Source organism: Photobacterium sanguinicancri (assembly GCF_002265265.1).
GTDB lineage: Bacteria > Pseudomonadota > Gammaproteobacteria > Enterobacterales > Vibrionaceae > Photobacterium > Photobacterium sanguinicancri.
Genome location: NZ_NOIF01000053.1, coordinates 1 through 26493 on the forward strand (window position 1 = coordinate 1; position 26493 = coordinate 26493).

General features: G+C 42.7%; 20 protein-coding genes. 8 read left to right on the forward strand and 12 right to left on the reverse strand.

What is annotated here, in order from left to right; all coding sequences use genetic code 11:
- Positions 1-145: 145 nt before the first annotated feature.
- From ASV53_RS10220 to ASV53_RS10240, 5 genes are all read right to left on the reverse strand, one after another.
- On the reverse strand, positions 146-1834 hold the full coding sequence (locus ASV53_RS10220) for an NAD-dependent malic enzyme (protein ID WP_062691088.1): 1689 nt from the start codon (positions 1832-1834) through the stop codon (positions 146-148).
- A gap of 238 nt (positions 1835-2072) precedes the next feature.
- Complete coding sequence (locus tag ASV53_RS10225) at positions 2073-4478, reverse strand: helicase-related protein (protein ID WP_094957035.1); 2406 nt, start codon at positions 4476-4478, stop codon at positions 2073-2075.
- A gap of 207 nt (positions 4479-4685) precedes the next feature.
- Entirely contained in the window at positions 4686-5135 is a 450-nt protein-coding gene (locus tag ASV53_RS10230; protein ID WP_094957024.1) for a hypothetical protein, read from the reverse strand.
- Between the two features lie 19 nt (positions 5136-5154).
- On the reverse strand, positions 5155-7317 hold the full coding sequence (locus ASV53_RS10235; RefSeq protein WP_094957036.1) for an LruC domain-containing protein: 2163 nt from the start codon (positions 7315-7317) through the stop codon (positions 5155-5157).
- Between the two features lie 394 nt (positions 7318-7711).
- Positions 7712-8164 (reverse strand): tellurite resistance TerB family protein, encoded by a 453-nt coding sequence (locus ASV53_RS10240; protein WP_094957025.1) that lies wholly within the window; start codon positions 8162-8164, stop codon positions 7712-7714.
- A gap of 255 nt (positions 8165-8419) precedes the next feature.
- Between ASV53_RS10240 and hrpA the strand changes: the two genes are divergently transcribed.
- From hrpA to ASV53_RS10255, 3 genes are all read left to right on the forward strand, one after another.
- Positions 8420-12334, forward strand: a complete 3915-nt coding sequence (gene hrpA / locus ASV53_RS10245) for an ATP-dependent RNA helicase HrpA (protein ID WP_094957026.1) — start codon at positions 8420-8422, stop codon at positions 12332-12334.
- A 226-nt stretch (positions 12335-12560) separates the two neighbouring features.
- Positions 12561-12818, forward strand: a complete 258-nt coding sequence (locus ASV53_RS10250; protein ID WP_062691086.1) for a type II toxin-antitoxin system Phd/YefM family antitoxin — start codon at positions 12561-12563, stop codon at positions 12816-12818.
- Positions 12806-13108: a type II toxin-antitoxin system RelE/ParE family toxin gene (locus ASV53_RS10255; RefSeq protein WP_062691085.1), complete on the forward strand. Its 303-nt coding sequence runs from the start codon at positions 12806-12808 to the stop codon at positions 13106-13108. Before ASV53_RS10250 ends, ASV53_RS10255 begins: the two co-directional genes overlap by 13 nt.
- A 125-nt stretch (positions 13109-13233) precedes the next feature.
- Here ASV53_RS10255 and ASV53_RS10260 read toward each other — a convergent pair whose 3' ends face one another.
- Together ASV53_RS10260 and ASV53_RS10265 are read right to left on the reverse strand one after the other, a co-directional pair.
- The gene (locus tag ASV53_RS10260; RefSeq protein ID WP_094957027.1) at positions 13234-14538 is read right to left on the reverse strand and encodes an inosine/guanosine kinase; all 1305 of its coding nucleotides are present in this window, start codon (positions 14536-14538) and stop codon (positions 13234-13236) included.
- 236 nt (positions 14539-14774) lie between these two features.
- Entirely contained in the window at positions 14775-15470 is a 696-nt protein-coding gene (locus tag ASV53_RS10265) for a DUF2786 domain-containing protein (protein ID WP_062691084.1), read from the reverse strand.
- 178 nt (positions 15471-15648) lie between these two features.
- Between ASV53_RS10265 and ASV53_RS10270 the strand changes: the two genes are divergently transcribed.
- Positions 15649-16620: a hypothetical protein gene (locus tag ASV53_RS10270; protein WP_094957028.1), complete on the forward strand. Its 972-nt coding sequence runs from the start codon at positions 15649-15651 to the stop codon at positions 16618-16620.
- 76 nt (positions 16621-16696) lie between these two features.
- On the opposite strand, the gene ASV53_RS10275 is transcribed toward ASV53_RS10270, so the two are convergent.
- Both ASV53_RS10275 and ASV53_RS10280 read right to left on the reverse strand, forming a co-directional pair.
- Complete coding sequence (locus ASV53_RS10275; RefSeq protein ID WP_062691082.1) at positions 16697-17140, reverse strand: DUF411 domain-containing protein; 444 nt, start codon at positions 17138-17140, stop codon at positions 16697-16699.
- A 153-nt stretch (positions 17141-17293) separates the two neighbouring features.
- Positions 17294-17650: a hypothetical protein gene (locus ASV53_RS10280; RefSeq protein WP_062691081.1), complete on the reverse strand. Its 357-nt coding sequence runs from the start codon at positions 17648-17650 to the stop codon at positions 17294-17296.
- Between the two features lie 422 nt (positions 17651-18072).
- Between ASV53_RS10280 and ASV53_RS10285 the strand changes: the two genes are divergently transcribed.
- The 4 genes from ASV53_RS10285 to ASV53_RS10300 all read left to right on the forward strand — a co-directional run bounded on the left by ASV53_RS10285 (position 18073) and on the right by ASV53_RS10300 (position 22713).
- Positions 18073-19800 carry a chitinase gene (locus ASV53_RS10285; protein ID WP_094957029.1) on the forward strand — a complete coding sequence of 576 codons (1728 nt, stop codon included), beginning with the start codon at positions 18073-18075 and terminating at the stop codon, positions 19798-19800.
- Positions 19801-20140: 340 nt separating this feature from the next.
- On the forward strand, positions 20141-20506 hold the full coding sequence (locus ASV53_RS10290) for a transcriptional regulator (RefSeq protein WP_094957030.1): 366 nt from the start codon (positions 20141-20143) through the stop codon (positions 20504-20506).
- 389 nt (positions 20507-20895) lie between these two features.
- Positions 20896-21390 carry a type IV pilin protein gene (locus ASV53_RS10295; protein ID WP_189337859.1) on the forward strand — a complete coding sequence of 165 codons (495 nt, stop codon included), beginning with the start codon at positions 20896-20898 and terminating at the stop codon, positions 21388-21390.
- A 237-nt stretch (positions 21391-21627) separates the two neighbouring features.
- Positions 21628-22713: a porin gene (locus ASV53_RS10300; RefSeq protein WP_094957032.1), complete on the forward strand. Its 1086-nt coding sequence runs from the start codon at positions 21628-21630 to the stop codon at positions 22711-22713.
- 133 nt (positions 22714-22846) lie between these two features.
- Here ASV53_RS10300 and ASV53_RS10305 read toward each other — a convergent pair whose 3' ends face one another.
- From ASV53_RS10305 to ASV53_RS10315, 3 genes are all read right to left on the reverse strand, one after another.
- Positions 22847-23686: a pirin family protein gene (locus tag ASV53_RS10305; RefSeq protein WP_094957033.1), complete on the reverse strand. Its 840-nt coding sequence runs from the start codon at positions 23684-23686 to the stop codon at positions 22847-22849.
- Positions 23687-23796: 110 nt separating this feature from the next.
- Entirely contained in the window at positions 23797-24414 is a 618-nt protein-coding gene (locus tag ASV53_RS10310) for a DNA-J related domain-containing protein (RefSeq protein ID WP_062691075.1), read from the reverse strand.
- Between the two features lie 266 nt (positions 24415-24680).
- Positions 24681-25976: a serine/threonine transporter gene (locus tag ASV53_RS10315; protein ID WP_094957034.1), complete on the reverse strand. Its 1296-nt coding sequence runs from the start codon at positions 25974-25976 to the stop codon at positions 24681-24683.
- Between the last annotated feature and the right edge of the window lie 517 nt (positions 25977-26493).

Below are 26493 nucleotides of genomic sequence, written 5' to 3' on the forward strand. Positions count from 1 at the left end.
CCTTAATACCTTGATAATGTTAGGTAAAAAGCACGTCAAATGTGGTGTTTTTTCAGCCGATTATGTCAATTACTTTAAAAAGTATACCTCTGATACAAGAAAGCCCGCATAAAAGCGGGCTCATGTTTAAAGCTTTTAACCAATTTTAGAATGCTGTGCGCTTGTAGCGACGGTACTCTGATTGCCAGAAGTTTGTATCAATTTTTTCTTTAATACGCTCATCTGTATTTTTCGGTGCTTTACGTTGCTCAATTGCTTTTTTGGCGACAGCAAAGGCAATGTGGCGTGATACTTTTTGAATATCTTCTAATGGTGGTAGAAGAGCACCTGTGCCATTAATAGCCAATGGTGAACATTCTGCCAATGCGCGGCTTGATTCCATTAACATTTCATCAGTAACGCGACGAGCGTTAACTGCGAGTACACCTAGGCCGATGCCTGGGAATATGTAGCTGTTATTACACTGTGCAATAGGGTACGTTTTGCCATTGTAGATCACAGGTTCAAATGGTGAGCCTGTTGCAACGAGGGCATTTCCATCTGTCCACTCGATCAAATCAGCGGGTGTTGCTTCAACACGGCTTGTTGGGTTTGATAACGGGAAGATGATTGGACGTTCACAGTGTTGGTGCATTTCACGAATAACATCTTCGCTAAATAGACCAGGAACACCAGAAACACCGATAAGTACTGTAGGTTTCGCATTACGCATTACATCAAGCAGTGATACATTGGTGTTTTCAACATCCCACTTATTGATTGTTTTACGTTTTTGAACCAGTTTGCTCTGGAAGTTAAGCAAGTTAGGCATGTCGTCAATTAACAAGCCCCAGCGGTCAACCATGTAAACTTGGCTACGCGCTTGTGCTTCAGAAATACCTTCAGATACCATTTGTGCAATGATGGCTTCGGCAATACCACAGCCGGCTGAACCTGCACCTAAGAAAGTTATACGCTGTTCTGACAGTTTACTTTTTGCTGCTTTACATGCGGCAAGAAGTGAACCAACAGTAACTGCTGCTGTACCTTGGATATCATCGTTGAAACAACATACTTTGTTTTTGTAGCGTTCAAGTAAAGGCATCGCATTTTTCTGTGCGAAATCTTCAAATTGAATAAGCGCTTCAGGCCAGCGGTGTTTTACTGCTGTGATGAATTCATCAACGAATTTGTCGTACTCTTGGCCTGTAATACGTGGATGACGCCAGCCCATGTACATTGGGTCTGATAGGCGTTGTGGGTTGTTTGTACCCACATCAAGTACTACTGGTAATGTGTAAGCAGGGCTGATGCCGCCACACGCGGTGTAAAGTGATAGTTTACCAATTGGAATACCCATACCACCGATACCTTGGTCACCCAGACCAAGAATACGTTCGCCATCAGTAACAACGATAACTTTAACGTTTTGGCGAGACGCATTGTTGATCATCTCTTCGATACGATCGCGGTTAGGATAAGAGATGAAAAGGCCACGGCCACGGCGGTAGATATTCGAGAAGTTTTCACACGCTGCACCAACAGTTGGTGTGTAAATAATCGGCATCATTTCAGTGATGTGATTTTCAACCAAACGGTAGAATAGAGTCTCGTTGGTGTCTTGGATGTTACGCAGGTAAATATGCTTATCAATATCGTTTTCGAATTTTTGGTATTGCTGATAAGCACGTTCAGCTTGTTCTTCGATACTTTCAATCGCTTCTGGAAGAAGACCTTCCAAGTTAAAGAACATACGTTCTTCGACAGAGAATGCACTACCTTTGTTTAGCAGAGGTGTTTCTAGAAGCGCAGGGCCTGCGTAGGGGATGTATAAAGGTCTTTTATCGTTGTTCATGCAATAGACTCTGTTCTTGTATGGAGAATGAGAGAACGAAACACTTCGCTCTAAGGCCGTAATCCTAGTCCTTCAACACGGTGAATTCAAAGGGAGAACGCATTATTTTCGAGAAAGAGATCATGTTTCTACAGATTGGTGTGCAGATTTAATTGAGTTATCTATTTTTCGGCTAAAAGCTTGTTAAAAATTGCGTTTATTTTGCACTCATTTGATGATCAAATGAGTGCAAATATGATCATCGAATGTCAATAATACGGCTCGCTTTTCGATATTTTATGCGCCAACCTTGCCAGCGAGGGAGCTCCCAACGTTGCGGATCTTGCTTACGGCTACCACTTTGATAAACCACAGTAACTAACTTTCCTGCGGCGGCGTATTCGGCACTAAGATGCAAATCTGCAATATATATCTTGCGAGGGAAGCGTTCATCAAATTCAGCTTGTTCCCACTCGGGAATGCCATCAAAGATAAAATCGTCGTTATTGAATAACGCTAAGTCATCCAGAGAGTCAACACCAAGAGCTTCAATTTGCTCGTTAAGCCATAGGTTAAGGTCGGCAGGGTTATTACGGGTGCAAAGCGTTGGATCAGCAAGGCCTAACTTGAGAAAAAGATTCCATTGCTCAATTTGGTGTTCACGTTCGGTAGCTAATCCTGGAAAGATTTGATTGTTTTGTATCATTTCTACAATCATTGCCGTTGTCACAAGATCACTGACGCTTTGCGTTTGCTCATCAATCACTCTGCCACTATAAATACGTTGCGTAGTTGATATACATTGCCCATCGATTATTTTGCTTTCATGGTGGTACTGTTCGCCTAATTCTAGATCGACAAGCATTGATAATGGGATAGGTGATGTACATGTTGCTAAATTGAGGGTTTGTTTGCCCCCTTTGCCTGGAAGACTAAATTGATCAAACACGACGGCAGCTTCTGCTTTATCTGATAAGCGGCTATCACGCCCTAAGGTGACTTCGCAGTAGCCATTCCCCAAGGCTTGTCGACGTTTTTCTCTTCGAACAAATGCTAATTCTGGTGCCGCTTTTATGACAGCAGCAAGCCAAGCATCTCGCTTGACTGATGTCGCGACATCAAGTTGAGGTAAAGATAAGGCTTCTCTAATTTGTGCTGATATTTGACGCGCTTCTTGTAAGCGATCAGCATCGACAGTCAGAAAATCAGGCGTCGGCTCACGCAAAAGTTTAATCAATAGCATTGCATCACAATGGTGTTTTTCCCATTGTGCGAGTTGCTCTAATACTTCTTCACTGTTTGTTTTTTGCCACAGTTTATTAGAAATAGACAAGGCTGCAGCAAGGTCGACCATAGCTTCGGTTGCAGCCTTATTTGGCATTGCAGTAATTAAGTGAGCAAAAAGGGCATCAATAGGTAATGGGTATAGGCGCTTGCCGTGTTCTGTGATTAGACCTTTATCATCAATGGCCTGCATAGATGTGAGCCTTTCTTGCGCTTGAGTAAGCGCCTTCTCTGGTAAGGTATCTATAAAGGCTAAATCTGCAAGGCGATGGTCGCAACAGGCTGCCGCAAGCATGGGCTCGATGAGTTCTTCGCGGTGTAATTCTGGTGGCGTGATCAGCTCTAATGGCGCAGCACTGCCATATAGCCGAATACAGTGACCAGCAGCAATACGACCTGCACGTCCTTTTCTCTGTTCAGCACTTGCGCGTGAGATTGCGTGTAAACCAAGGACCGTTCGGCCATTACGCTGGTGGGTGCGGCGCTCTAGTCCCGTATCAATAATTAAGGTTACGCCGGGAATAGTTAATGAGGTTTCAGCAACATTGGTTGCGAGAATAACGCGTTGATGTTCGCTGGCTGTCAGGGCGCGCTGTCTATCGGTATCAGAGACGGAAGCATGAAGTGGAATCACATCAATACCAAAATTAAGACTAAGCGGTTTTAGCTTGCTTTGGCACTGGGCAATTTCTTTTCTTCCGGGTAAAAAAACAAGAATGTCGCCTTGGTTCTGGCCTAGCGCTTGTTGGTTATTGAGATAGGTTTGAATTGTACCGAAGACTTTGTTTTCTATAGACCGAATATCAGGGCTATGTCTGTTGTCCACTGCGATATGCTCAACCGTCACAGGGAAATTACGCCCTTCAGCTTTTAGGTGTTCAGCACCTAAATATTGGGTTAAGCGTTGGCTATCAATGGTAGCAGATGTAATGACTAATCGCTGTTTTTGTGATGAATTTGACGTGTTGCTGGAGCTATCTTTGAGTAAAGCGAGTAGTAGATCTGTATCCCAACGACGTTCATGAAATTCATCAATAATAATGGTTTTAAATTTAGTTAGTTGCCCTTCACTTAACCAGCGTAATGCCACGCCAGGAGTGGCAAATATAATGTCTGTGTTCTCGTCAAAATGTGCTTCAAAACGAATAGCGTAGCCAATACTTTTACCTATTGGTTCACTTTTCTCTGCGGCTAAGAATTCAGCCAGAGAAGAGCAAGCAATACGACGTGGCTCAATCACTAATACTTTACCTGACTCTGCCGCCCATAAAGGCAAACGTGTTGATTTACCAGACCCAGTTTCTGCTTCAACTACAAGGTGATGTTGAGACAGTTTTTCAATAAATAGAGGTTTAAGTGGGTCGATAGGTAATTGCACAATGTTATCCGAAGGTGATGAGAAGCAGGCACGATCATAAAGCACTCAGGTGACTCTATACCAGCGCTTTCCCGTGTCATCTGGCGGTTGTGTATAAATCGAAGGCAAAAAAAGATGCAGCAGAGCTGCATCAAAGAGGCAATAGTGAGGAAATACACTACGCATCGGGCTAGAAATAAGTAATACCAGCGAGTTTAGTTATGGCGACTTTTAATCGGTAATGACTATTTCCTTAGTTGGTAAAGAAATAATCTGGCGAAATGGCTGTCGGGTTCCATCCTGAAACCAAGCCTCTACGAGTAAGCTGGTACGTTGACTGGTGATGGTGAGTTTTCCCTTGAATTTACCCTCTTGCATGGGCCCTGAAATTAAGCGGCTGCTTGAATCGGGAATAGGCGTACCGTCTGTTGCTTCGGTATATCGGCCATAAATGTTGAGAAATAGGGTTTCACGGGTATCAAGATCAATACTAACAGTGACAGGGTAGGCACTTTTAAATTTAAACCCTTCAGGAATAACCAGATCTTCAAAACGACTATCGCTAGTTTCAACAGGTGCCGCAGGTTGCGAACCACCTGAAGACCCCGAGTCGCCATCGCCGCCACCACCACATGCAGTTAATTGAAGGCAAAGCATTAAAAGTAAACTTTGGCGTATCATAGGTAAGTCCTCGATATAATCATTCAAAAAGATTGCTTTCAACAGCCTTACTACGTAAGAACCAATTTTGATTAGTTGTACCACCTGAGGTTGCATAACCTTCTAGCTCAGGGTAAGTTGCTAAAATATCTACCCGCTCGCTAGGGTGATCCCAATTATCTTCAATGAGTAATCCCCATGGCGTACCATTTGATGCTCGGTAGCTATCACAATTTTCGCCAGGACAATTTGAAGCACTGTAGCTGGAAGTATCTTCTTGAGTAGAGAAAAAACGCTCTGAGGCTAATGATGTTAAGCTGTCACCTTTAAGGTGAACTTCGAGTTCACGCCCTGGATAGTCAGTACCAAAACTCGCGCCACGGTAACGACCTTCTCTAGCAAAAATAAATGGGTTGAGAGGCATATCGGGACCGCTGGCGAGCGGAGTTTGGAATGGAATACTGACTTCAAAGGTGAATTGATCGGCTGCGTCGGCACTACAACCACGCCAAACGCGATAATAATTGCCGGCACTTCCTGAACAGGTGGGTTCAGCAAATTGTTCTTTTAAGTCGTTAGAAATGATGGCAACAGCGTTGGTTTGCCCTGTTTCTAACACAGTAAAAGTATGTTTTGTTTCACTGTTTACAACTAATTTAGTAAGCTCTTCTCTAACAGATGAACGTGCTATGTTGTCTAATTGCACGGCAAAACCGTTAGAGAAACTTGCACCATAGGCTTGTAGCTTACCGCTGATATCGTAGCGGATAATATTGCCATCAGAATTAGACACAGTATCAACGCGGTAATACATTACAACATCATTGAAATCGTAATCTCCCTTATTTGGCCAATTATCCTCGTAGGCTAGTGTTGCCCATTCACCCTCGCCAGGGTAATAAGAGTGGGTTAGTGTTTGTTGTTCAATAGTAACGCTATAATCTTCGACCTCACCATAGGTCACACCACCAAAGGGTTTTACACCTTCATTTTGTGCGATCCTAAAACGTGCCCATGTGTCCCCTGATATCGCGGTTTCTGGCACTCTGAATTTTAAACTGTGGGACCCCGGGGTGAGATGTTCATCGACAATGATTTGTTCTGATGCTTCATCAAAAACGCCATCACTGTTCCAATCAAACCAAGCGCTAACATAACTGATGGCACTGCCGCCGACGGTGACTTGGATTAGAGCATCAGAACCTTGCTTTAACTCTGAATTAAAGGTGATGCCATCTTCATCATCACTGCCATCGTTATCGTCTGAGCTAGGTGAAATAAGTGCTTCACCTTCTGCATCAATTAATGACCCCAAAAAGAAATTTGTGCCAATGAAGTGTCGAGGGCCATTTTCAGCAAGAGATGTTTTGTAACTGTCAGGGGCATCACCAAAGTCAGTATTTGATGCAATAACAGGGGCACTTGCACAACGTGCACCGTCATTTTGGCTTGATGATGGACCTTGAGCAAAAAATTCAGCGGTAGGTTTTAGGTCGTTTAAATCGCGTAAATCAAGGCGATAAATTTTCCCGTCGGAATTATTACTAATGTACATAAAGCCTGATTTATCAAAATATTGTGCGCCAAATGTTGTCGTTCCTGTTAGCCCTGTTGAGCCAATAAGTGAAAAGCTCGCGTTACCTGCTGCATCAAAACTAAAGCGATATAAGTTATTGTTTGTATTCTCGACCGCGAATAAGTCACCAGTCTCTGGATAAAAAGCAAAATCTGTTAGCTGAAGTGTTGCTGCTGAAGAGGATAGTATCTCAGTTGCGGTTAAGTTTTCATCGCCTGCACTAAGGTCGATACTGAACATGCCCGTACCTTTGAGGTACAAAAAATATTTATTGTCGAAAACGTCACCCACAAAATAACTTTTGTTGGGTAAGCCGCTTTGTATTGTTAGGTTCTCAACTTTCAAGAGCTGGTTGATTCGCGTCATAGTGTTGCTATCTTTGTTCCAACCATAAATGTAGCGGTCAGTTTCATTAAAACCGACGGCATTAATCGTACCTCCTGCTCCTGTATCGGTTTGTAGAACATTGAAATTACCTGTTGATAGATCAACACCGTAAACATTAGAGGGGTTTCCTTGAAATAGGAACGCTTCTGTGGGGCAATCACTAAAAGGTGTTGCTGCAAAGACAGGGGAGCTTGCAATGGCTCCGCAGGTCAACATTAAAGGCACTATGTGTATTTTCATCCAAAGCCTCTGCATTATCAGTAAAATCAATCGCAAGCGAAAAAAACCTGCTGTAAAAAACGCAACAAGCAGAACCATACAAAATAGCTGCCAAGCTGTATCTTTTCGTTTGATTTGTTTTAAGTTGTTGTTTTGTAGGGTTATTGGTGATTCGTGGCTGTGCTGGTCTACATTAAAAGCTGTATCAATAATGAGGATTTGCATTTTGATAATGAAATGAAAAATACGGAATAGACAGCAAGAGATAGAGACTTAGGCAGAAGGGCGTATTTAAACTGAAGTGGTGCTTTCTAATTGTTGCATTAAAAGGTTTTATAGAGGCTACTCATTAGATGTGATTCGTAGCCTTTTTTATGTATAAATTGCCACTGAGGACAATATTTTTAGTTGGTTTTTATTGAGGAGGCTGTGCCGCTAACTTCGCTTTAATAAACAAAGAGTGGTCGATATAGATAAGCTCGGCGACTTGTCTTATCACGGCTTCTTCCTGTGGGTCGATGACGCCATCGGCGTACGCGACTTCCCACATTGCTTCAATTAAGGAGTAACGCTGCTCTGGCAAGAGTTCACGAAGCTTAGTGGTAAATTCATACAAGGACACAGACGCTTTGCTTTTAACCATTGCCTCTTTGAGTAGACTTGCTGCTTCATCTTGATCAATGTCTAACAACATAGTGAGTAAGTGTGCCTTGGCTTGCTCTTCACGCGGATCAATTGCGTGGTCAGCACTGGCGACTTCACACAATAACGATGCCATAGCAAGGTGCATAGACGGGGTATCAACCGCACCACCATCTGTTCCCTCATGCATAACTTGGCGAAATAAAACACGTAACTGTTTGAACATAGCAATCTCTCTATTCTTTTACTTGTGTTGTGAGGTGAGCAAACGTCGCTGATGTAATCAGGTTAAGATGTCTTTTTTTGCGCTCCGTCACAAGCTTAACTTTCATTTTTCATAATAGTTGCATGGTTATAGGACATCAAAATTTCCAGATAAATCCCTTACGTTGAAGGTAATTGTTCGTGAAGATGAACAGACCTTTGTTCAAATGTGGTAGAATCGCGCCAGTTTTTTTCGTGTTCAGAATCAGGAAATCCCTTGAGTCAGGATAACAACACCTCTTCAAGCGTTTTAAATAATGAAAAAACGCTAAAAGCGGCGATCAAAGATTGCATGATGCGCGACCGTTTCCGTCTACAGAAACGTATCCAAGGCGCGGCCAGAATTAAAAATGAAAAAGCCAAGCATACCGTTTTTGATGAGATCGCTCTCGATATAGCCAAATCAATGCAAATTGTTCAGATGCGTCAAACGCAGCGTCCAATAATTTCATACCCAGAACTACTCCCTGTTAGTCAGAAAAAAGATGACATTGCAGAAGCCATTAAACATAACCAAGTGGTTATTGTGGCGGGTGAAACTGGTTCGGGTAAAACCACGCAGCTACCTAAAATCTGTTTAGAGTTAGGCCGTGGTGCATCAGGCATGATTGGTCATACTCAGCCACGTCGACTTGCTGCACGTACTGTTGCCGCACGTATTGCAGAAGAACTGCAATGTGAGTTGGGCTCATACGTCGGTTATAAAGTTCGCTTTAACGATCAGGTGTCTGATCGTAGCCAAGTAAAACTAATGACCGATGGTATCTTGCTGGCAGAGATCCAAAACGATCGCTTCTTAAGCCAATACGACACCATCATTATCGATGAAGCGCACGAGCGTAGTCTGAATATCGATTTCATCATGGGGTACTTACGCGAATTACTGCCTAAGCGCCCAGACTTGAAAGTGATCATCACGTCGGCAACCATCGATCCAGAACGTTTTTCTAAGCACTTTCTTGATGCGCCTATCATTGAAGTATCGGGTCGAACTTACCCTGTAGAAACACGTTATCGCCCAATTACTGAAGATGGCGATGATACTGATCGCGATCAGCTTCAGGCTATTTTTGATGCGGTTGATGAACTGTGCGATGAAGGGCTAGGGGACATCCTGATCTTCATGAACGGTGAGCGTGAAATTCGTGATACCGCCGATGCGCTAGAAAAACGTAATCTGCGTGACACAGAAGTCTTGCCTTTGTATGCCCGTTTGTCTGCTAATGAGCAAAACCGTGTATTCCAATCGCATTCTGGCCGACGTATTGTTTTATCTACCAACGTGGCTGAAACATCGTTAACAGTACCGGGTATTAAGTACGTTATCGATCCGGGTACTGCGCGTATTAGCCGTTATAGTTACCGTACTAAGGTACAGCGTCTTCCAATTGAAGCTATCTCGCAAGCGAGTGCGAATCAGCGTAAAGGTCGTTGTGGTCGTGTGCAGGAAGGTATCTGTATTCGTCTTTACTCGGAAGAAGATTTCTTATCTCGTCCTGAGTTTACCGACCCGGAAATTCTGCGTACGAATTTAGCGTCTGTTATTTTACAGATGACTGCGATTGGCTTGGGTGATATTCAAGCCTTCCCATTTGTTGAAGCGCCAGATAACCGCAATATCCAAGATGGTATTCGCCTGCTTGACGAACTGGGTGCAATCAATAATAAAGCGACCGATCCGCGTAAGCGTTTAACGCAACTGGGTCGTCAGTTAGCACGGCTGCCGATTGATCCACGTTTAGCACGCATGGTGCTTGAAGCACCGAAACAAGGTGCGCTTCGTGAAGTAATGATCATCGCCTGTGCCTTATCTATTCAAGACCCGCGTGAGCGTCCGTCAGATAAGAAGCAAGCATCTGATGAGAAACACAGCCGCTTTAACGACAAAGAATCTGATTTCATCAGCTATGTAAATCTATGGAATTACATACAAGAACAGCAGAAAGAATTATCGGGTAACCAGTTCCGTCGCCAGTGTAAAAAAGACTACCTGAACTACCTGCGTGTGCGTGAATGGCAAGATATTTACTACCAAGTATCTCAGGTAGTGAAAGAGCTTGATTTCAGAATTAACGAACAAGAAGCCAGCTACCAAGGTGTTCATACGGCACTACTGGCGGGTATGTTGTCGCACATTGGTTTGAAAGATCCTGAGAAAAATGAATACCAAGGTGCTCGTAATGCACGCTTTAACATCTTCCCTGGCTCTGGCATTTTCAAGAAACAGCCAAAATGGGTGATGGTTGCTGAGTTGGTTGAAACCTCACGTTTGTGGGGGCGTGTTGCAGCTAAAATTCAGCCTGAATGGCTTGAACCACTAGCACAACATTTGATCAAACGTAGCTACAGTGAACCTCATTGGGAAAAGAAACAAGCTGCTGTCTTTGCCTTTGAAAAAGTGATGCTTTACGGGATCCCTGTTGTTGGCAAACGTAAAGTGAATTACGGACGTATTGACGCACAAGTCTCTCGTGAGATTTTTACGCGTTCAGCGTTAGTCGAAGGTGATTGGGACACCAAGCACAAGTTTTTCCATCAAAACCGTAAACTATTACGTGAAGTAGAAGAACTTGAGCATAAATCCCGTCGTCGCGATATTTTAATTGATGATGATCAGCTGTTTGAATTCTACGATCAGCGTATTGAACACACGGTTGTTTCAGGTCGTCATTTTGATACGTGGTGGAAGGCGGCTTCGAAAGAAAATAATGAGCTGCTTAACTTTGAACGAGAAATGTTGTTCAGAGGTGATGCAAGCCATGTTACAGATTTGGATTACCCGAACTTCTGGCATCAGGGCGGGCTAAAACTGAAGCTAAGCTACCAGTTTGAACCGGGTGAAGATAACGACGGTGTGACAGTTCACATTCCATTGCCTATCTTAAACCAAGTTGAGCCTGACGGCTTTGACTGGCAGATCCCAGGTCTACGCCAAGAGCTTGTGATTGCATTGATTAAGTCGTTACCTAAGCCAATCCGTCGCAGCTTCGTACCAGCACCAAACTACGCTGATGCGTTTTTATCTCGTGTAGAAGCGCAGTCAATGCCACTACTTGATGCGCTTGAGAAAGAGCTGAAACGCATGACGGGCGTGACAGTACTGCGTGAAGACTGGAAACCAGAGCAAGTACCTGATCACTTGAAGATTACGTACCGCAGTGTTGATCACCGCAATCGTAAGCTAAAAGAAAGCAAAGATTTATTTGGACTGAAAGAAAGCCTGAAAGATAAGGTGCAAGAAACTTTATCGCAAGTGGCTGATGATGACATCGAGCAAGAAGGCTTAAAAACCTGGAGCTTCGGCGCATTGCCTGAACGTTACCAGCAAAAACGCGGCGGCTTTGAAGTGAAAGCTTTCCCTGCGCTGGTGGATAATAAAGACTCTGTCGGTATTAAGTTGTTTGAAACACAAGAAGAACAGCAAACGGTGATGCAGCAAGGTTTGCGCCGTTTAGTCTTACTGAATGTGCCTTCGCCGATTAAATACTTACATGCGAACTTGCCGAATAAGTCAAAGTTAGGTTTGTACTTTAACCCATACGGTCGCGTGTTAGATTTGATTGATGACTGTATCGCTTGTGGTATTGATAAGCTGTTAGAGCAGCAAGGTGGACTTGTTTGGGAGCCAGAGAAATTTGAAGCAACCAAAGAGTTCATTCGAGCAGAGCTTGGTGATACGGTTGTTGATGTGGCAAAGCAAGTGGAAGAAATTCTAACCACGGCTTTCTCTATCAATAAGCGCTTAAAAGGCCGTGTTGATCTGACGATGGCGTTTGCCTTATCTGATATCAAAGCACAAATCGATGGCTTGATCTTCAAAGGTTTTGCAACTGAATGTGGTTGGAAACGTCTGCCTGATATTCTTCGTTACATGCGTGCGATTGAGCGCCGAATGGAGAAGTTGCCGATCGATCCAAACAAAGACCGCGTTCATATCCTGAAAATTGATTCGGTAGTGAGCGATTACAAAGAACTCTTGAACAAGATACCGAAAGGGCAGCCAGTGCCTGATCAGGTCAAAGAGATCCGCTGGATGATAGAAGAACTGCGTGTGAGTTACTTTGCTCAGCAGTTAGGGACACCATACCCAGTTTCTGATAAGCGTGTACGTAACGCAATTAACGAGTGTTAATGCGAAGCTAAAACGCGGGCAATAAAATAAGAACCGAAACCTTAGTAATGAGGCTTCGGTTTTTTATGGGTTAATATTGATCGCTCGTTCACCTGTGTAATGAACAAGTCTGTAATTGCATTTTAGTGTTAGCCTAGTTTCAGATAATAGCTGCGGCACGCATGCTGCTTGATATACTAAAAGTGATAGAATAGTATCACTTTAGAATTTTTTTGGAGCAGCTCTTATGAAAGTAGAACTAGTCACCTCGCTGAAGCGTCAAGCAACTAAGATCCTCTCCGAGCTCCACGACACCAAAGAGCCAGTATTAATTACCGAACACGGTAAACCATCTGCATATTTAGTCGATGTGGATGATTACGAGTTTATGCAAAACCGTTTGGCAATTCTTGAGGGTATTGCGCGAGGGGAACGTGCGTTAGCAGACGGTAAAGTTGTTACTCACGAAGAAGCCAAGGACAAAATGTCAAAATGGCTGAATTAATCTGGACTGAACCTGCGTTATCCGATCTCAATGATATAGCTGAATATATCGCACTTGAAAACGTCGTAGCTGCAAAACAATTGGTTCAAACGATCTTCTCTAAAGTTGAGCGTCTAGAGGCTTTTCCTGAGTCTGGGCGTATTCCACCTGAACTAGAATATCTAAATTACCGTGAAGTTGTCGTTAATCCATGCCGTATTTTCTATAAGCAAGACGGTGACAAAGTATTTATTCTGTTTGTTATGCGCGTAGAAAGAGATTTGCGAAAGTTCCTGTTGAGTAAGCAATGATCTTTAGGACTGAGCGGCTATAAACTGTTCAATAGTTATGCGCAATGTGTGGCGTTTTGCTAATACAAAAAACGGAGCATGAGCTCCGTTTTAAGTCTATTGATGTTCTTGCTAAGAAGTGGGGATTAACGTTCCCAGTAATCTTCTTTTAGGCAGTCTTCACGCTCTGGTAGGCCGCGAGATAGGCGAGGAGCGTGCTGGGTTAGCACCTCGTAGCTTACGCGGTTAGAGTAGCGACAGATTTGCGAGAATGAAGAGTAAGACAAGAACTCAGCTTGGTGCTTAGATGAATTCGGCACGTTCGCTTTATGGAAGCCGTTAGCAGACATATCGTGCAGTAATGCAGATAGCGCGGCATCACCAGCACCGTTGGTGTTTTTGATTTCCACCGGACCACCTAGGTATGGTGCAATGTGCGAGTAAACACGTAGTGGTTTCACACAATCTGCTTTACGCATAGGGCGGCTGAATTCGTGTTTATTGAATTCGGCAATTTGGCCAGGAAGAAGTGGGTGAGTAGACTCACGCTTTAATTCATCTTCAGTGTAGCCAGCCATGTACAAGCCAACAGGGCCTGCAGTACATAACACCATATCAACCCACTCAAGTGCTTTGTCAGCAGCTAATAGTGGATCTTTCTCGCCAGTTAGGGCTTCACCTTCTTCTTCGTTCATTGCTACACAAGTAACGTGTTCTTTTAAGAACTCAATCCACCATTCTTTTTTATCTTCGATCACATATTTTGTGCCAAGTGTAAGAACGACAGGTACGTTATGTTTTTTAGCAAATTCGATAGCACGTAGTGCAGCATCTTTCATTGGATCGGTTGGTTTACCGCGCACAAGGTAAGATGAAAGCACTAAAGCGGCTGCATTTTCAAATGCGCACTCAGGGATGCTGTCTGGACGAAGTTGATTCATATCACCTTCATTGATTGCAAACGTACGTTCGCCATCTTCAGTGATAAGGGTGTAGCAGCGACCAATTGGACCATCGACAGGCTGTAAATAATCTAAGTCCATACGGCTAGATGTATTACATAGGTAGCGGTAAGCGTAAGAACCAATTTTCAGGTCTTTGCTCATTACACCCAGTAAAATTGACTTGTCATCGGCTAATACAGAGTAGTTATGTAGGGTATTACCTATGGTATCGCCAGGGTACTCGTGGCTGATAAGGTTATGCTCTTTGAGTTCTTCGTAAAGCAATTCAGCTTTATCTTGATCAAGAACCAACGAGTGGCCTTTACTCAGAGAATGACGAGCCAAAAACTCATCATCAACACGTGCTTCAATATCAACAATGGTTTGACCAACGCCTACAATGTGTGCGCGAGCAAGTGGATTTTCTTGTTGAATTTGAGCCATTAATGGATCGCGGGCATTGACTGGGAAGTAATGCTTTGACTTACGCTGACCAGGAAATTTCATGCTGTAGTAAAGGCTATTTTGTTTGGGGGATTTTGATTTGAGTCTACCACAGAAATAAAAGAAACAACCGTTTTCATCACAAAGTAATGACAAAAAGGTGCCTAATGGCTCTTTTTTAATCGACGTGGATCACGTTTTGGGGGCGGGTGTGTATAAAAATAGAAATGCAAGAGGAAACAAATAGAAAGAACAAGCATCAGATGTCGGTTAATACATCTGATGCTCTGTAATACTAATTATTCGAGTAGCAGCTTTTCAGCAGGGCGGCTGCCATCAACTGGGCGGTTTACCGAGATACTGCGGCCTTTCTTCATGCCTTTTTCATAATCATCGGTGATGCCTTTCATCGCTTCTTGAAGCTGTTGCTTGAAGGTTTCACGATCGATGTTTTCGAATTCTTTATCGATATAGTTGCTTAGACGCTGTTCGTGATCATCGTTAGAACTTAAAACAGGAAGTTTCTCTAATGCGCCCTCTAACCAACCTGCAAGGAAAGATGATACACGGCGGGTAACTTCGCCTGAGCTTGCCCCTGTACCGGCAAAGCTATTGCGAAATTGCCCCGTTTGCTGGTTCATTTCACGGTAAACAATATCAAATGCAAATGCGGCAAAAATGGCGCGTTCTGCAACACCGATAAACTCAGCTTCTTTTAGCCCTTTATAGTTTGTTAACACACATTCCACGCCAAAGCGGCGGTTAATACCACGGATAATTTTAAGAATCTGTGGGTTAACATTACTGGGTAATAGCGTTTTACTTTTGGTTTTACCCATTTTGATGAATTCAACATCGTCTTTGTCTAAGCCGTACTTCAACATCAGGCGGTGAGCCATGCGAATGGCTTGTGCGGCCTCATTGACGTTGGCAGAGTTACCAAGCTCTAAGCATTTAGCAATTTTTTTCAGTGCTTTTCGCTTATTTTCAGACATTCAATCACACTCACTATAAAACGGGGGACGTATTTTAACTGTTTTTGCGTGAAATTTCAGAGAAAATTTTCGTCAAATAGGAAGACGTGATGTTCATTGGCTTGAGGAAACCGCAAAGGCTTAGCATAATGCGTCTATAACGTTATATATCGCCAATGGCGCAAGTGCAGATATTCTTATGACAGACCATTATCAGTCAATCGATGTACCTTTTAATTATCGCCATACCTGCTGGTTTTGTGGTGAACCCTACTTTGAGTCGTTCGGGTTCATGCCATCGCCCAATTATGAGCATCAAGAGCACCCACTTATGTTGCCGTGTTGCCAGGAGTGCTTATCAAGTTGTAAATCAATAAAAGTTAGTAGCTTAGATTTACTCCGTGATCGAGTGAAAGAGCAATTACATAAGCGCTACGCAAAGCATTTACAAATTGGGGTGAATTGGACAAAAGAAGAACTGGAAGATTGCGAGTTTGAAGGTAAAGCACTAGAAGGTTTCCGCGAGAGCGCATGGGCAATGTTCGAGATTGCCAAAGAACGCGTGAACTACCAAGGCTGGCCTATCAGCATTGATGGAATACCTGTCGCGGGTATAACGAATGTATTCCAATTTGAATTTGATGGTATTTTTTATACAGGGCTAAACCATGCCGTGCAGCAGCTAGCATTAAAATATGGCATTCCTCAGCCATATTTAGAGCAAGTAGTGGAGCTCGTAGGGCGAAGTAAAATGGCCTATGCTTTGCGTTTTTGTAAGACCTCTTACGGTTATTCAGACGCACAAATCAAAGCAAGTTTAGAGAGTTTAAAAGCGCTGTTAGCCGAAGAAGTGGCTAACGACTCTGTAGCTGCTGTGAACAAGGGGGCAGTATTATCTCGCTCTTTCGCAATCAAAGAGATTAAAGAGCTCATTCTTTATCGTACCCAAATTTCATCGTATGCCATTCAATGGGCGTTAGAACGAGAAATCGATACCTTGCAAAAACTTGCAGATCAAGAAGATGCGTTTTTTGAGCATTTTTCACAAGATTCTGAAGTGGTCGCTTTCACGTATTTTAATGGTTTGCAGATCTATTTAGAAAAGCGGGAAACAGACCCACAATGGGCTGAACAGGAAGACCCAAACCGTGAGTTATTTGAACGTTTTTAGCCGTTGATAAATCACGATGATTAGCGATAATTAAAAACGCCCAGCAATGCTGGGCGTTTTGTTCGGCGCTAATCAGTTATTGATTGTGGCGGGCCCAAACCATGGTCTTACCGTTCTTATCGAACGCCAACACTTCAAATGGCTGCTTAGTTGAGCCTTGTTCCATACCAGGTGATCCAATCGGCATTCCTGGTACCGTTAAACCAATCATACGCTGAGGTTTTTCTGCTAAAAAGCGCTTAATGTCTTCTGCTGGTACATGACCTTCAAAGGTGTAACCGTCGATTTGCGCTGTGTGACAAGAGGCTAATGCTGGTTGTAGACCGAGTTTAATTTTAATCGGTGTCATTTCAGCTGTTTTAACAACATCTAAGTCAAAGCCATTTTCTTCCATGTGCTCAACCCATGCGCCACAACAGCCACAATACGGAGATTGATAGTTTGTGCCTTGAATAACTTCGGCCATTGAGAAAGAACTAGCAATAAGTAGAGGTAGGGCAACTAAACGTGAAAATTTCATGGTAACTCCAAATGTGACATCTAATACCCGTTCGATTAATCATCTGATAAACAGAAGGGGCATAAATCAATAAATAAGTAGCAGCCTGATTTTTGTGCTGCTAAAGCCTGCTGTGAGCAAAATGAACACCGCAGTTATGACGTTAGAATTGATTTAAGCTTGCACGGGAGGCCGTAGAATACGTTCGGAGTAGCTGAATAGCTGGCTAATAGGGTCACCATAATTATGGCTACCTGCCATTGTCGCCATTGTTAATTGATGGGCGAATAAAATGGCAGAGGCTGCCGCAGAATGGCAGTCACTATTTTGGCAGCTTGCTTTTGATTCACCATCGTCTTGCATCGACATGCAGTGAGATTGTTGCATCATCTTATCGTTACAGCAGCTATCGATGTTATGCGCTGACATGGGATTATTCATAATAACAGAAGCGTTTGCCGCAAGCGGCAAGAAGGAGAGCAGAAGGGCTGCGATAACCCACTGGCATATAAAACGGTTAAGTTGTTTCATATTGCGCTCCTGTTGAATAATGATGATGGAATACAGTGAATTATACGTGTGTTTTTGTGTTTAGGAAGGTAATTGTGATGAGAATTAAAATAGACCAATAAAATGAGTCTACCCGTAACATATTATTTGCTGAGCCATTAATACTGGAACGCCGTACGAATTAACCCTGACGACGCTTCCATTCCTGATTGTAACCCTCACATCATGACAACTGCCGATTTGATGTCACCCTAAAAATCAAACTCTTTTTTCGGGTTTATAAACAAGTTGTAAGTTAGCGGATTATCCTTAGTGAACGTTAGAAAATATAAGTGTATTTATCGCACTGATAATAGCGATTTATCTTTATTTTTCCGACAGGTAACGACATAGATTCTAAGTATCACTCAAATACAGCGTCGATATAAAAAGGATTTAATCTAATGACTAAACTGAAACATCTTACCTTACTTGTAGGCTGTAGCCTTGCGGCAAATAGCCTTATAGCAAGTGCTCATGCAATGAATATTCAACCCGACCCACAAAATCCAACGGGTTATATTATTTCTCGTGCCGACGTACAAGCAGTCGAGAATACTAAAACTGCAGATCCTATGTACGGTGTGTGGGCGCAAGCTTTACGTACTTTACCCAATGTTCAAGTCGAAGCTATTGAGCCTGGCTTAGCAACCAACCCAGTAAATGTGAAACGTGCGGAACGCGTTTTTCCTTATGCTGAGTGGGATTTCCTGACCAAAATGGCAGCACCAGAGTATACGTATACGCGTTTCTTACGTGCGATAGGTAAATTCCCTGCTTTTTGTGGTGACTACACTGATGGACGAAATTCAGATGCGATTTGTAAAAAATCTATCGTGACTGCATTTGCGCATTTTGCACAGGAAACGGGTGGGCACATTGCAAAAGATAACCACTGGGATAATCCTCTGGGTTTGGAAGAGTGGCAGCAAGCATTGGTACATGTTCGTGAAATGGGGTGGTCAGAAGGTCAAGTCGGATATACCACTGGCTGTGGTCAGAATGATTGGCAAAATAAAAAATGGCCATGTGCTGTAGGGCAGGGGTATTTTGGCCGTGGCGCGAAACAGCTCTCTTATCATTTTAACTACGGCGCATTTTCTGAAGTCATGTACGATGGCGATGCAAGTGTACTATTGAATAACCCTGGGTTAGTTGCCGACTCTTGGCTTAACCTCGCTTCTGCTATTTGGTTCTTCTTAACGCCTCAAGCACCAAAACCAGCCATGTTGCATGTTATTGATCGTACTTGGACCCCTTCACAGCGAGAAAAAGATGCAGGCATTGGTTATGGCTTTGGTACCACAATCAACGTGATTAATGGTGGTATCGAATGTGGTGAGCAAAACAAAGATAAAGGCCAGCCCGTTAATCGAATTCGTTATTGGGAAGGTTTATCTTCGCATTACCAAATTCCAATTGAAGCAGATGAAACCAATACCTGTTGGCAGCAAACACCTTACGGTAGCTTAAATTTAAATGGCGCGACAGACGTGCTATATACCAACTGGGATGGTAACTGGAAGTACTATGCAGATCGCCCTGAAGGGTTCTCGTTTGAATGTTCATTAGTGGGTTTCCAAACGGCTTATTCGGCATTGGTTGCTGGTGATTATGAGAAGTGTGTGACTAACTTATACGAATCACATGCAAGTTGGCCTGAAGTGCGTGTAGTGGATAACTTAGAGCCAGAACCACCAAAGCCGGGTCCAGATCCGACTCCAGGTGAATTTATTCCTTGGGTGCCAGGTAAAACTCAAGTGAACAATGGTGATCAAGTTATTTACCAAAGCAAATGCTTTACTGCTAAAAATAACCCAGGTACTTGGGATACACCAACCCAATCAAATTGGTTCTGGGATGAAATTTCATGTGGTTCAACACCAACCCCAGATCCGACGCCAGACCCAACCCCGGATCCAACTCCTGACCCGACGCCAGATCCAACACCTGACCCTACACCCGATCCAACGCCGGGTGATTATATTCAGTGGCAAGCAGGTGTAACTAAAGTGTCAAATGGTGACAAAGTGATAAATGCAAGTAAGTGTTTTGCTGCCAAGAATAATCCTGGCGTGTGGGAAACACCAACGGCATCGAATTGGTTCTGGACTGAAGAAGTGTGCAAATAACGCTTACTCGGTCTGATAACTACCACTGGATTGAGTAGAAAAACAAAGCAGCTTTAAACTGAGTTTAAAGCTGCTTTCTTATTGGGTTCTCTGATTAAAAATGAGGCAGGAGAGTTGCAAAGTAATCATTGATACATTTTGTCATGATTTCCTTCTTGTTTAGGAGCAAGAAGCCCGCAAGCCTCACGTTGCGCTGACATTCGCTGGTGGTCTATCGGTTTTAATACCTAAGTGCGTTAACCGACACAGCTGTATTTTTTCAAGATGAACTAAGTACAGAGTTAATAATAATCAGTCACTATAGATGAAGCCAACGGCTTAAACGCGGCAGGAATTTGGGATGCAATACACAGAAGAAGATCAACAAATATTACATGACACATGGATGAGCTATAAAGCAAAAATGCGTGTGACGCAGATTGAAATGGCAAAAAAACTGGGCATGAGTCAGTTGGTTTTTTCCGATACCTTACGAGGAAAGCTGCCTTTAGAGCATAAGTTCGTTAATCAGTTTTGTGATTTTATTGGTGTCGATCCTTTGCTAACGCTCCCTTCGTTACGTAAAAATATGGGTAGCGCAAACAGTGGCAGTGTACTTCTTACCAACCGCTTTATTCTAGATGGCGAAATACGCAATGTACGCTATAGCGGTAATCAGCTGATTGTTGAGTATGAGCATGGCTCAAGTGAAACAACCGTCCAATAGATCACTCTCTCCGCTACTTTGTCATAACAGCCCTTATTCTCTTTATTCAGAGTAGGGGTTTATTTGTTCACTATGAGAATAGACGAAGCTATTGATTATTAACTCCTCACTCATTACTATAAATCGGATAATACAGGGCTAAATTTATTCTATCTTGTAGTAATTAGTTACATTTACACTGTCATGATTACATGCTGCTTTATCCGATATTCCCCTTCGCACGATAAACATCAATATTATTGTTTTATATTCATTCATCTAGTTGATATCGCTTTAAATGCATTGCTACTATTTAATCTAAGGGGTTATTTTAAGTAGTATGTATATATTCCGTATTTGTGCTCATTAAATTAATACTTGTTTGAAGTGCGCGAATATATGTGATGAATATGAATAAAGAAAATGGCTTTACCCTTATTGAATTAATTATTGTCATAGTGTTATTTAGTGCATTAAGTGTAATTGCGTGGCCGAGGTTTATTTCTATTCAAGTGGATAGTCGTGTTGCAGCGATGAATGGGCTCAAAGCTTCCGTTCTGACGGCGAATGAACAGATTTTTGGTAAAGCTGCCATTGAAGGAGTAGAAAAGCTTCCAGAGCATAGGTTGTTAATAGATAGGAAGAATAACGTATCAGTCTGGGTTCGTTACGGGTACCCGGTCTGGCAGGGAATGAGTGTAGATCAGCTACTACATGTTAATTTAGATGAATGGTTTTATGGTATCAATTCAGGAAATGAAAAAGAGCAGACTCTTAGGTTTGGACTAAGTAATATATTTAATACGCCAAGAGATCTAATGAGTGACAATGCTAAAAGGTGCTTTGTTTTAGTTAAGAACACGCTGACAACGGTTAGCGTAGAGGTAATATCTGATGAATGCTAAATAATTACTCTGGTACGCTTAATAAATGAGCAATAAGCGTTGCGATATTTTACTTGTAGGGTTTTATTTTTACTTCTAATGACAAGCTAAACCGCTAGCTGACTTTGAAAATGAGAGAATGAGAGTAAAAAAAGTGCAATTTTGTACTAGTTCGCCATTACAATTTGGTTTTTGATCTGTTACTTTAGTTTTGCACTTAGAACTATTATTACATTTATCATTAGAAGTTGTTAAATAATGAAATTAAAACTATCAGCAGTATTGATCCCAACCCTTTTATTAGCGGGCCAAGCGTCTGCAATCACTGTTTATGAAGATGATCAGACTACATTTGATGTAGGTGGTGTATTTGTACTTGATGCATTTCAACCTAAATGGGGTGATGATGAAATTTTCTCTGCTGGCCGTAGTATTTTAAACTTTGGTTTTGAGCGTCAATTAACCGCAGATACCAGTATTGATGCAAAGCTAGAGTGGGACCAATTCCTTAATTCGCCATCATCAGGTAAGTCGAACTTCCGTAATCGCTTAGGTTATGTGACAGTCAAAAATGATGCTTTGGGCAGCCTACGTTTTGGTAAACAATGGTCTGCGTACCACGATGTAGCGCGCTACATGGATAACATGGTTATCATCGATCCAGATGCGACACCTATATACTCTGAAGGTACTGATGGTGGTTTTGCTGCGACAGGGCGTGGTGATAACTTGGCGGCATACCGCTACAGCAAAGATGGCTTGAACGTTTCTGCACACTACGGTTTTACCAGCACAGATTCGACCTCTACAGCAGATGTGAAACGTGACCATAACATTGCAGCATCAACCAGCTATGATTTTGATTTCGGTTTAAGCCTTGGTGCGGCCTACCTTGAAAACAAGGTAAGTGTTGATAATACCGTTGGCGTCAATGGCCTGAAAGATGGCGATAAGCAAACAGCGACAACGGTTGGCGGTCAATATGTGCGTGGCGGTTTGAAAGTGGCGACAGCTTACACCAAGGGTGAAAAAATCCATAAAGCAGGTCTATTAGGTGGTGCTAGTACTGCTGAGTGGGCTGACGCAGATGCGTTCGATGTGTATGCGCATTACGTATTTGAATCAGGTTTCCGTCCATTTGCTTATGCGTCTAACGTGAACTTTAAAGAAGATGCTCGTGGTATTAGCGGTGACCGTCAAGTGTACGCGTTAGGCCTTGCTTACTCATTTACGCCAGAAACGATTCTGACGTTTGAAGCGAAGCAAAACAAACTGAATGAATTTAATGCCGATTCAAGCAAAACAGACAACGGCGGTGGTTTCAACTTCGTCTACTCGTTTTAATATTTGCTAAGCACTTTACCTTGAAGTGATGATTAAGCCCTCAACGTTGATGTGAGGGCTTTTTTGATCCAGTTTGATTCGGTTAGGAAAGTAAACTACTCGCTATTTAATACAAAGTGATAGCTGTTTGCCATCAAACGAATGTGCCATTTTGGTAATCTTCAACGGCTTGATTTATCTCATCCATACTGTTCATCACAAACGGGCCGTAGTGAACAACAGGTTCATCTATCGGTGTACCTGCCAGTAATAAAACACCACAGTGTCCGTGAGAGGTAATAGCTAAGCTTTCTCCGTTAGATAGCAAGGCTAATTGACCTTGTTGAACAGAAAGGCCATCTACGGTTATTTCGCCTTGATAGACATATAACATGGCTTGGAAATCTGGGTTTAGGCATGCTTGGATTTGCTCATTATTGTCAGCTTGCCAGTCTGCGACGGTAAGAGGCACACCAGTTTGCTGTAATGGCCCAGCGAGCGTTTCCCCATGAATAGTGAGATCACCTGCGATGACACGGATCAGATTGTTGTCGCTGAGCTGTTTTTCAATAATCACATCAGATTGAAAATCGTGATATTGCGGTTCCTGCATTTTTTTAGACGCAGGCAAGTTAATCCAAATTTGAAAGCCGTGTAGCTGTTCATTAGACATCATTGGCATTTCACTGTGTACAATGCCTTTACCTGCAGACATCCACTGCGCGCCGCCATCTCGTAACTCTCCCGTATTACCGAGGTGATCTTTATGCTGAAAATGACCGCTGAGCATATAGGTTAACGTTTCAATACCGCGGTGTGGGTGGGGAGGAAAGCCACCAATATAATCATCAGGTGAAAGTGACTTGAGCTCATCAATCATTAAGAAAGGGCTGAAATGTGGGTTTTCAAAACCATGCACACGCTGGATACGCACACCGTCTCCATCTGATGATGGGTGTGATTTAAGAATTTGATTAACTGTTCGGTAGGCCATATCTATTCCCTCGAGTCGCGATGTAATTCATATTGAGAGTGTAGGTGCAGCACAGGTTGGCGAAAAGAGGGCTAAGACGAACAGCTTGTTCTAAAAATTTGAATGATTGATCAAGTCGAAGATAATTGTAATCGCTGCCAAGCCTCGCAAATGGCACGAAACTGAGCCGCATCACCTGTTGGTCGATCTGGGTGCCAGCGTAGCGCGAGCTTACGCCATTGTTTACGTATTTGCTGCGGTGTGGCGTCGGCAGGTAACTCAAATAAAGCGAGATCTTCCGGGCGAGCACGTAATAAGGTGATTTCACTTTCTTGATGACCAATATGATCTTGATAGCGTCGCCAAAAAGAGGAAAGTAACGCTTGAATCGTATCACTATCAGCGTTGTAGTTTGCCCAATCTAAATAGTAACTACGGAGTGGGTCATCAGTATCAATCGCGTTATCTGCTGAATTCATATTGGGCATTAAGCAAATATCCATCGCATGAGCTTGTAGCCATTGCTTAGGGAGTAACATTTCTTGCAGTTGGTAAAGGGCGTTCATCAGCAGGAAGTTACGCTTGAACAGGTCTTTATCTGCGTCATCATCGAGTTGAGACCAAATACCACGCTGTTTTAATTCTTCTGATAGGGTATGGATCATCCAGCCTTTAGGTTGATGTTTCAAGATAGATATCATCGGCCAAATGAGTGGATTGTCATATTCGGAATGCTGTTCAATCTGCATAAACGCTCTTCTTATTAATTATTCTATGTTCTACTTTGCTGGTTAAAATCACTGATAGCGGCATTATAGATTTTGTAGGTAGAGCAACTCGCTAACTGCAATCTATGCTTGGTTCTAAGTGTTATCCCTTCGTACTATTCTGCTTAGTTAATTAACGGTATTGGTATTACTCTAGCAGAGTTGTGCTTTTCTCTGATAACGATTACTGAAATTTGGCTACAAAAAAGGCCATCAAATGATGGCCTTAGTATCGGTTGTCTTAAATCTTACTGTGCAAGGGAGTAGAAAATTGCAGAGATAGAAACTAGACCAATGATGGTGATAAAGACATTGCTCAGTGCGCCTGAGTATTTACGCATTGATGGTACTTTGTTGATAGCATACATCGGCATGATGAAAAGAATCATCGCGATGATAGGGCCACCAAGGCTTTCAATCATACCTAAAATACTTGGGTTGATAGTTGCAACAGCCCATGTAGTCAGTAGCATAAATAGTGCAGTGAAAGTGTTTAGCTTTTTAGGGCCAATTTCTTTATTACGGTCACGTGCTAGTTTAACCACTAGGCCATTAAGACCTTCACTTGCGCCCAGGTAGTGACCAAGGAACGATTTAGTAATCGCAATGATAGCAACAACAGGGGCTACGTAAGCAATAGTTGGTGCTTCAAAGTGGTTAGATAGGTACGTTAGGATTGAAACGTTCTGCGCTTTAGCTTCTGCAAGGTTTGCAGGCGAAAGGCTCAGCACACAGCTGAATACGAAGAACATAACTACCACAACCATCATAACGTGTGCACGAATCAGGATGCGTGAACATTGTTTTTCTGCTTGCTCACCGTACTCTTTTTGTTTCGCAACAGCGAAAGAAGAGATAACAGGAGAGTGGTTGAACGAGAATACCATCACAGGCAGGATTAACCACACAGCCATAAGGATAGTCGTGAAGCCACCTTCAGCAGGCATTACTTGTTCGAAAATAGCACCGTTCCAGTAAGGAACAAGGTAAAGTGCAAGCATTAGTAGAACAGCAACAAATGGGAATACCAGTATGCTCATCGCTTTGATGATCAGTTGCTCACCAAGACGAACAACAGCCATTAGGCCGATGATCAATACAAGCGCAAGAATCGCACGTGCTGGTGGAACCATACCAAGCTGGTTAACCATGAAGCTTTCAACAGTGTTAGTCAGTGCAACGCTGTATACCAATAGAATTGGGTAGATAGCGAAGAAGTAAAGCAAAGTGATTACTTTACCCATACCAGCACCAAAGTGTTCTTCAACCACTTCAGTAATATCGGCACCTGGGTTAGAGCTTGAAAGTACAAAGCGTGTCATGCCACGGTGCGCGAAGTAGGTCATTGGCAATGCAAGCAAAGTCATAACGATAAGCGGGATTAAACCACCCACACCTGCGTTAATTGGTAAGAAAAGCGTACCAGCACCTACAGCAGTACCAAATAGGCCAAGCACCCAAATAGTATCGCTTTTGCTCCAGCCAAGTTTCTCAGAGCTGTTTACAGATGAAGAGTCAACAGTATTGTTTTTCACAGTGTCCATTATGGACATCTCCTTTATAGGTATATTGATATAGCCTTCAAAGGGTTTTCGCTAGTGATACTCATAACTGCCCAATTGATGAGTTGGACTAGAAAAAGTAATGCATCCATGTTTCGTCGAGGACGAATGATAACAAGCAGTGAACATTGCCGTGCAGTACGTACTGTACAGACAAGAGAGAAGCAGATGGGTGATATTGCATAACGAGCGTGAATTAAGATAATTCACAAAGCTAAACAAGCGACGGTTCCTAGGTCTAACGAGCGTATCCATACGGCCAAAAAAACTGCTAATGCCAATGTGTGCGTGTATCTCTAATTAAAACCTTATAAATACTAATGAAACCCTGATGACGGGAAGGAGTATAGGGGATTAGCTGTGTTACAACTATTGATTTCTGACAAGTTCTGTATCGTTTGAATAAAAAATATCAATTGTATAACAAATGATATTTGCTTGTCTGGTTTATATTTGGTCGATAAGTTTGGAATTTATTCTTTTTGAGTGAGTTTATGAC

Excerpts from the sequence above, each read along its gene's own strand:
- ASV53_RS10230 (WP_094957024.1), bottom strand. The coding sequence starts at position 5,135 with ATGATACGCCAAAGTTTACTTTTAATGCTTTGCCTTCAATTAACTGCA.
- ASV53_RS10315 (WP_094957034.1), bottom strand. The coding sequence starts at position 25,976 with ATGGACACTGTGAAAAACAATACTGTTGACTCTTCATCTGTAAACAGC.
- ASV53_RS10310 (WP_062691075.1), bottom strand. The coding sequence starts at position 24,414 with ATGCAGATTGAACAGCATTCCGAATATGACAATCCACTCATTTGGCCG.
- ASV53_RS10260 (WP_094957027.1), bottom strand. The coding sequence starts at position 14,538 with ATGAAATTTCCTGGTCAGCGTAAGTCAAAGCATTACTTCCCAGTCAAT.
- ASV53_RS10235 (WP_094957036.1), bottom strand. The coding sequence starts at position 7,317 with ATGAAAATACACATAGTGCCTTTAATGTTGACCTGCGGAGCCATTGCA.
- ASV53_RS10275 (WP_062691082.1), bottom strand. The coding sequence starts at position 17,140 with ATGAAATTTTCACGTTTAGTTGCCCTACCTCTACTTATTGCTAGTTCT.
- ASV53_RS10290 (WP_094957030.1), top strand. The coding sequence starts at position 20,141 with ATGCAATACACAGAAGAAGATCAACAAATATTACATGACACATGGATG.
- ASV53_RS10240 (WP_094957025.1), bottom strand. The coding sequence starts at position 8,164 with ATGTTCAAACAGTTACGTGTTTTATTTCGCCAAGTTATGCATGAGGGA.
- ASV53_RS10280 (WP_062691081.1), bottom strand. The coding sequence starts at position 17,650 with ATGAAACAACTTAACCGTTTTATATGCCAGTGGGTTATCGCAGCCCTT.
- ASV53_RS10255 (WP_062691085.1), top strand. The coding sequence starts at position 12,806 with ATGGCTGAATTAATCTGGACTGAACCTGCGTTATCCGATCTCAATGAT.
- ASV53_RS10295 (WP_189337859.1), top strand. The coding sequence starts at position 20,896 with ATGAATAAAGAAAATGGCTTTACCCTTATTGAATTAATTATTGTCATA.
- ASV53_RS10250 (WP_062691086.1), top strand. The coding sequence starts at position 12,561 with ATGAAAGTAGAACTAGTCACCTCGCTGAAGCGTCAAGCAACTAAGATC.
- ASV53_RS10270 (WP_094957028.1), top strand. The coding sequence starts at position 15,649 with ATGACAGACCATTATCAGTCAATCGATGTACCTTTTAATTATCGCCAT.
- ASV53_RS10265 (WP_062691084.1), bottom strand. The coding sequence starts at position 15,470 with ATGTCTGAAAATAAGCGAAAAGCACTGAAAAAAATTGCTAAATGCTTA.
- ASV53_RS10220 (WP_062691088.1), bottom strand. The coding sequence starts at position 1,834 with ATGAACAACGATAAAAGACCTTTATACATCCCCTACGCAGGCCCTGCG.
- ASV53_RS10305 (WP_094957033.1), bottom strand. The coding sequence starts at position 23,686 with ATGGCCTACCGAACAGTTAATCAAATTCTTAAATCACACCCATCATCA.
- ASV53_RS10300 (WP_094957032.1), top strand. The coding sequence starts at position 21,628 with ATGAAATTAAAACTATCAGCAGTATTGATCCCAACCCTTTTATTAGCG.
- ASV53_RS10285 (WP_094957029.1), top strand. The coding sequence starts at position 18,073 with ATGACTAAACTGAAACATCTTACCTTACTTGTAGGCTGTAGCCTTGCG.